This is a genomic window from Leptolyngbya sp. FACHB-321 (genome assembly GCF_014695975.1).
In the GTDB taxonomy this organism is placed as follows: domain Bacteria; phylum Cyanobacteriota; class Cyanobacteriia; order Leptolyngbyales; family Leptolyngbyaceae; genus Stenomitos.
Genome location: NZ_JACJPI010000052.1, coordinates 64,409 through 70,561, shown reverse-complemented (window position 1 = coordinate 70,561; position 6,153 = coordinate 64,409). Strand labels below are relative to the sequence as shown.

The window sequence follows — 6,153 nt, the reverse complement described above, 5'->3', positions numbered from 1 at the left end:
GCAAAAAAGTGCTTCTAGACTAAGCATGAGGGCAAACCAGGCATGAGATTTTGCATTTTCAGCCTATCGGGTTTGCCCCTTTCTTGTCCCAGTTCTTATCCCGAACTCAGGTTAGTTAGCAGTGGCAAAGTGACGATCACTAACCTGTTTCTCGGTAAAGCGACGGATTGAGCCATCAACATCAGACGTTAGACTCGCAATAGAACAACCTTATTTTCTCGTAGCCCTTCACTTAACCGCCCATCCTTTCTACCCGAACCTGGCGCGATCGTCACCATGCTCTTAGAGATCTTCGCTACATTGTTGCTCGGCGGTTTGATGTTTCGCTGGGGCATACGCCTAGGGAAACTGTTGCTACGTAAAGGCGCAACCGCTAATGATTTGTTTAAGGGTAGAACTTCGCTTTCGTTACTCTTTTTAGGGCTTTACATCGCGCTACTTTTGCTGGCGTTGAATGTGCCTCAAATGCAGTTTCTACCAATCGAATGGCGTGTCTACGGTATGCGTATTACCTGGACAATTATGCGTGTTGTCCTGCTAGGGTTTTGTGGGCTGGCGTACATCGTAAGCTGGCAAACAGCACGTGTACAGGTGATTGCAGTAGCGCTCATCGGTATTCTGGGCGTGACCGGATTTAGCGCTGCGGAAGTCTACTTCCTGGCTCCAATCCATACCTGGCTGCACAACAACCTCCAGGCCAACGGCGTGTTTAAGCAAACATCCATGAGCAGTTGTGCTCCCGCTGCCCTTGCTACTGTGCTGCGGCGCTGGCAGGTTGAGGCAACGGAGTCAAGTGTGGCACGACTGGCAGGCACTAGCCGCTTGGGAACCTCCATGCCGCAGTTAATTGTCGCTGCCCATGAACTAGGGATGGACGGGCTGGAATTGTCACCAACGTGGGAGCAGATGCAGCGGGTTAATCGTCCAGGGGTGCTGGGCGTTTGGTTAATTAGTGGCGGACGGAAGCTGCCTCATGCAGTCGCCTTGCTAAAGATGAACAGTGAACTGGTAGTGATCGGCGATCCAGCCAGCGGCAAAGTCTATATGCTGAATCAGATGCAGTTTGCCAAAATTTGGCGGCAGCAATATGTACCAATTTTTCGGGCAAGCGATCGCAACCTTACGGCAGAACAAGCAGCTGACTACTTACAGCGCCTCGGCTATCTCAGCAAGCCCTCACGAGATCTCAGTCGAGCGCTCCGTCGTTTTCAGACTGCTGTTGGCATTGCAACTACTGGTAACCTTGATCCGCAGACCGTGCTGCTGCTAACTGGTCCTTTTTTACAGGGAGTACCAACGCTGGTACCAGGACAGGCATAGCAGTTAACAAAGGTATCATTTTACACAAAGCCTTAGACGGCTCGTTGCAACTAAGTCCCTCTTGGGGATGAGTATTAAGGCTTACTAATACAGCTATATGTTAAGTGTGCGAGAGCGTATTTAACATCTTTAGTGATTGATATAATCCTTTTCCTTAATGAAATTAGAGACTGAGACTTTCTCTCAACGAGAACTATACGTACAGACTGACTATATTCTCGTTGTTGACGATTTGGCAGATAATCGCTTTCTGCTCAAGGCAATCCTGGAAGCTGAAGGCTACAACGTTGAACTAGCTAGTAGCGGTGTGGCAGCGCTTGCACAGGCTGAGGCAGTGCTTCCAAAACTAATGCTGCTTGATGTCATGATGCCTGGGATGAGCGGGTATGAGGTTACACAGCGCGTGCGGCAAAGTACAAAACTTGCTAGCCTACCGGTTGTGCTAATTACAGCTCATGGGCAGGAGAGCGCAAAAGTTGGCAAGGCGGCTGGGGCGAATGACTTTATCTGTAAGCCGTTTGACTTTGACGAGTTGATCAAACGCATTCGGGCTTATGCTGTTTAAGCTTGCAGCTTCACTGAATCTTTAAGGTCATTGAGTTAGTTAAGGCATTAGACCGTTATCAACTTGAACCTTGCGAAGAATGCTGTGGGGTCTAGGTTATAGCTTTCTTGCCACAATCTCAGTTGTGACACCCATCACAGCTAGAGGTGATGCAAATTACGACTTTTGGTCTTATTTATCACGAATGCCACCAAGCAAGGGTGCCATAACTAGTAGTGACCCTACGTTCCAAAGTCGTCATGTCTGGTTCTCTACTAAATAAGGGTAACGCTGCACTCAACGCGATCGCCATCACTACCGCCCTAGCGATTATCTCGGGCTATCTACCGGTTCGACCTGTTTCGATCACGCAAATACAGTTGACGCTGCAAGCTCAGTTGCAGGACAGTCGGCAGTAATGAGGCTGAAAGCTAAAAGCTGAAAGCTAAATTTTTATACTTCATCCTTTATCCCTTTCCCTTTCCTCCTCTCCCCCAACGCTTCACTTCCCCTACTCCTCACTAAACTAAAGGGAAGGCGCTCAAAGGGTAGAAATGGTGCGATTAAAACTATGGCAATGGCTGGCGTTAGGGTTGCCGATCGCCAGTATCGTCAGCTTTCTTGTGATCGCAGCAGGGTTTCAAATTCAGCAATGGGGCATTAGCTGGATCTGGGGCGTTGTCGTGTTCATGTTTGCCATCTGGCGATGGTTGCTCGTGCGATGGACTCAGCCAGCGCTAGCGCAAGTACAAGCAGTCGTGGCTGAGGTGACAGAAGAACTAGAGGCAGACACCACAGAAGCCTCAGCCGCACCAACAGGTAGTCCGGCGCGACAGGCAGAGGTTGCTATTCAAACGATTTTGGACGAAGCACGCACTGATCCACCGCTTTGGGACGGCTGGACTGAGTTTTGGGCGCGCTGCAAACAGGTGGTCGAAGCAGTCGCCCATGCTTATTACCCACAGGTGCAGCGTCCACTGCTGCAAATCTATGTACCACAGGCGTATGCGCTCATGCGGGGCACCGTTGACGACATGGATCAGTGGATGCAGAAGCTGTCGCCTGCACTGAACCAGGTGACGATTGGGCAGGCGTATCAAGCGTATGAAATCTACCAAAAGCTAGAACCATCCGCACGTAAGCTGCTGGAGGTATGGAACTGGGCGCAGTGGCTTTTGAATCCGGTTGCTGCGCTGGCACGGACTGCAACGCAACGATCGAGCAATCGAGCCACCCAGGAATTACTGGTCAATCTGGGTCAGCTTTTGCGCGAAGCCGCGTTAACGAATCTGGGCAGACAGGCGATCGTCCTTTACGGTGGCATGCCTGCCGCCACCTTAACGCTCCCAAAGACAACCCCAGCCTTGCCCAAAGCAAAGACTCAGACCTTACGCGATATTTTGACTCAGGCAGAACCCGCCGAAGCGGTAGAGCAAAAACCTGTCAACATCTTGCTGGTCGGACGCACTGGAGCCGGGAAGAGCAGTTTGATCAATACCCTCTTTGTCGATCGCCGCGCTGAGGTAGACGTGCTCCCTAGCACCGATCGCGTGCAGGACTATCACTGGCAAGCTGAGGGAGGCGAGTCGCTGACGCTATGGGATACTCCGGGCTACGAGCAAACAAACCGTACCGATCTGCGCGAACAAGTACTGGACTACATCACCCAAGCCGATTTGCTACTGCTGGTTACGCCTGCCCTCGACCCAGCACTGCAAATGGACGTAGATTTCCTCAAAGACGCAAAGGCAGAAGTGGCAGATTTGCCTGTGATTGCAGTGGTGGCTCAAGTCGATCGCCTGCGTCCGCTGCGTGAATGGTCACCGCCTTATGATTGGGAGTGGGGTGATCGTCCTAAAGAAGTCTCTATCAGAGACGCGACCGAATATCGTGCCAAGCTATTGGGCGATCGTTGCAACTTGGTCGTGCCGATCGTGACAGGTGATTTGCAGAGCGGTCGGGCTGCCTGGAATATGGATCTGTTGTCAGTGGGGCTAATTCAGTCAATCTCTCCTGCCAAGCAACTGCGTCTCGCTCGCTTCTTGCGGAATCTGGATGCCCGCACAATTGCCGCTGCCAAAATCATCGACCACTACACCTTTCAGATGACCACCACGCAAGGACTAACCACCTTTATCAAAAGTCCTGTCCTGCGCTTTATTTCGACCTTAACTACTGGATCGCCCACGCTCGCATACCTGCTGGCGGAGCAAATTCCGGTTGAGCAACTGCCCATAGTGCTGGGCAAACTCCAGATGGCGTATGACCTGTTTACGCTCCTCAATGCCGATCTGCCCAACGCCCGTAATTTTGACCTGTTGGGTTTATGGCCGTTACTGCTGAACAACTCTACGTCACCCGATCGCAATGCCTGGGCATTTGGTCATGTGGTCACAGAATACTGGACACGCTCCCGTGAAGCAAATGGTAGCCAAAAGCCCCTCACATCTGAGCAACTCGAAGCGCGGTTTGAAGCGTATCTTCAACAGTATGGCGTGAAGTAGTGCGTTATCCAGTTACGGTCGATCGCGCTACGTTAATCTAACCAAGCGTGAACAGGGACGTTCTAGTGGAAACCGTTGGTAGATCATCAGATGTTTTCGAGCCGTTAAACGACTTCTAGGCTGGTAGAAGCCTCTTAAGCACGATCGCCTTACAGCACTAACTTGAACCTATGTTTCAAACTACTCGTCGTCGGCTTGCGCTCTGGTACACCACTGTTACAGCGGTGCTGCTGCTGCTGTTTGCTAGTGGCTTTTACCTGTATGTGCGCGAGACGTTGATTGAACGGATTGACGACACGCTGAATCATGTGGTGGAAGTAGTGGGACGATCGATCGTCATCGAACCAGTGAATCCACATTCTGAAGGTGGTGCTTTGCGCGTGAATGTCGAAGCCAGCTTTCGAGACAATGCGGCAACCGGCGAAGACGATCACATTGATTTGGAATGGTTTAGCCCTGCTGGTACATTGCTCTGGTCTACCCTTGCCGAACCGCTGCATATACCACTCCATCTTGACAACAACGGTGAAACGGTTCGCGTGGTCAGAGGTGACAACGGCACGTTGGGTATGGTGGCGAGACGCAAAGAGGCAGGAGAGCGGGAAGGGGGCGAGATGAAAGCTGCACGCTCGACGAGCCAAGCTGCAAAAAGCCAAAGCCGGCAAACTCAATCTAGCCCTGACTCACTCATCCTGCGGCAGGTAACGCAGCGGATTGAAGTAGGTCGGCAAGTGCTGGGTTATTTGCGGGTTAGCCATCCCTGGTTTGAGGTAACGAAGCCTGTCCGTCAGTTGGTGCGAGATTTGGTGCTGGGGACGGGGCTAATGGTAGCGGCAGTAGCCGCGATCGGCTGGTTTTTGTCGGGTTTAGCGATGGAGCCTGTGCGAGAGTCGTACCAACGGTTGAAGCAGTTCACAGCCGATGCCTCGCACGAATTACGCAGCCCGATCGCAATCATTCAAACCAATGTACAGGTGGCGCTAGCAGATCCTAATCCTGATCCACAGAGTCAGCAGCAGCACCTTAAAGTAGTAGAGCGACTGACCCGACGGCTGGGGAGACTAGTGGATGATCTGCTGTTTCTAGCACGACAGGATAGTGGTATTGTGCAGGCTCGTTGCATGAGTGTAGCGCTGGATGGTTTGCTGCAAGATGTGCTTGAAGAACAACAGACGCTTGCTGAAGCAAAAGGCATTCAGCTTGGGTTTAGCGTGATTGAACCGATCGCTAAAAGTGCCTCTCACAGTCCGTTGACGAACCAAAGTAGCTCTCCGAGCATGTCACTATCGTCTAGTACAACGGCGATCGCAACATCACAGCCGCTAACCCACGACTGTTGGCAGACTCTACACGCTGATCGCGATCAATTAGCGCGCCTGTTTACAAATCTGGTTGGCAATGCGTTGCAGTACACGCCAACGGGGGGAACGGTGATGGTGAAGCTGCAACCGCTTCGGCGATCGGGCAATGCCTTACTTCAAGTCATGATTAGCGACACGGGTGTTGGCATTCCATCTGAAGCGTTACCACGGCTATTTGATCGCTTCTACCGCATTGATCAGGCTCGCACCCAGGCATCCACTGTCGGGTCGGGACTGGGATTAGCGATTGCTCAGGCGATCGTCGAAAATCATCAAGGCACGATCCAGATCGAGAGCACACTCGGTCAGGGCACGACAGTAACAGTGACGCTGCCACAACGAGAATCGGCATTAAAAAGTTAGGAGTTTTGAATTTTGAGTCCTCGAACCCAACTCAGTCATCCCTATCCATTCAAAGCTGCTT

The 6,153-nt window shown here is 51.7% G+C and carries 5 protein-coding genes; all 5 read left to right on the top strand.

The window, feature by feature from the left end:
• The first annotated feature begins 276 nt into the window (after window positions 1-276).
• The 5 genes from H6F76_RS09695 (at window position 277) to H6F76_RS09675 (ending at window position 6,092) form a co-directional block, all read left to right on the top strand.
• Window positions 277-1,320: a cysteine peptidase family C39 domain-containing protein gene (locus tag H6F76_RS09695; RefSeq protein ID WP_190507760.1), complete on the top strand. Its 1,044-nt coding sequence runs from the start codon at window positions 277-279 to the stop codon at window positions 1,318-1,320.
• 157 nt (window positions 1,321-1,477) lie between these two features.
• Complete coding sequence (locus H6F76_RS09690; RefSeq protein WP_190448187.1) at window positions 1,478-1,885, top strand: response regulator; 408 nt, start codon at window positions 1,478-1,480, stop codon at window positions 1,883-1,885.
• A gap of 239 nt (window positions 1,886-2,124) precedes the next feature.
• On the top strand, window positions 2,125-2,283 hold the full coding sequence (locus H6F76_RS09685; RefSeq protein ID WP_190507759.1) for a hypothetical protein: 159 nt from the start codon (window positions 2,125-2,127) through the stop codon (window positions 2,281-2,283).
• A gap of 135 nt (window positions 2,284-2,418) precedes the next feature.
• Complete coding sequence (locus H6F76_RS09680; protein ID WP_190507758.1) at window positions 2,419-4,368, top strand: GTPase family protein; 1,950 nt, start codon at window positions 2,419-2,421, stop codon at window positions 4,366-4,368.
• A gap of 170 nt (window positions 4,369-4,538) precedes the next feature.
• Window positions 4,539-6,092 carry an ATP-binding protein gene (locus tag H6F76_RS09675; RefSeq protein ID WP_190507757.1) on the top strand — a complete coding sequence of 518 codons (1,554 nt, stop codon included), beginning with the start codon at window positions 4,539-4,541 and terminating at the stop codon, window positions 6,090-6,092.
• Window positions 6,093-6,153: the final 61 nt, after the last annotated feature.

Coding starts and splice junctions, on each gene's coding strand:
- H6F76_RS09695 (WP_190507760.1), top strand. CDS start 277: ATGCTCTTAGAGATCTTCGCTACATTGTTGCTCGGCGGTTTGATGTTT.
- H6F76_RS09690 (WP_190448187.1), top strand. CDS start 1,478: ATGAAATTAGAGACTGAGACTTTCTCTCAACGAGAACTATACGTACAG.
- H6F76_RS09685 (WP_190507759.1), top strand. CDS start 2,125: ATGTCTGGTTCTCTACTAAATAAGGGTAACGCTGCACTCAACGCGATC.
- H6F76_RS09680 (WP_190507758.1), top strand. CDS start 2,419: ATGGTGCGATTAAAACTATGGCAATGGCTGGCGTTAGGGTTGCCGATC.
- H6F76_RS09675 (WP_190507757.1), top strand. CDS start 4,539: ATGTTTCAAACTACTCGTCGTCGGCTTGCGCTCTGGTACACCACTGTT.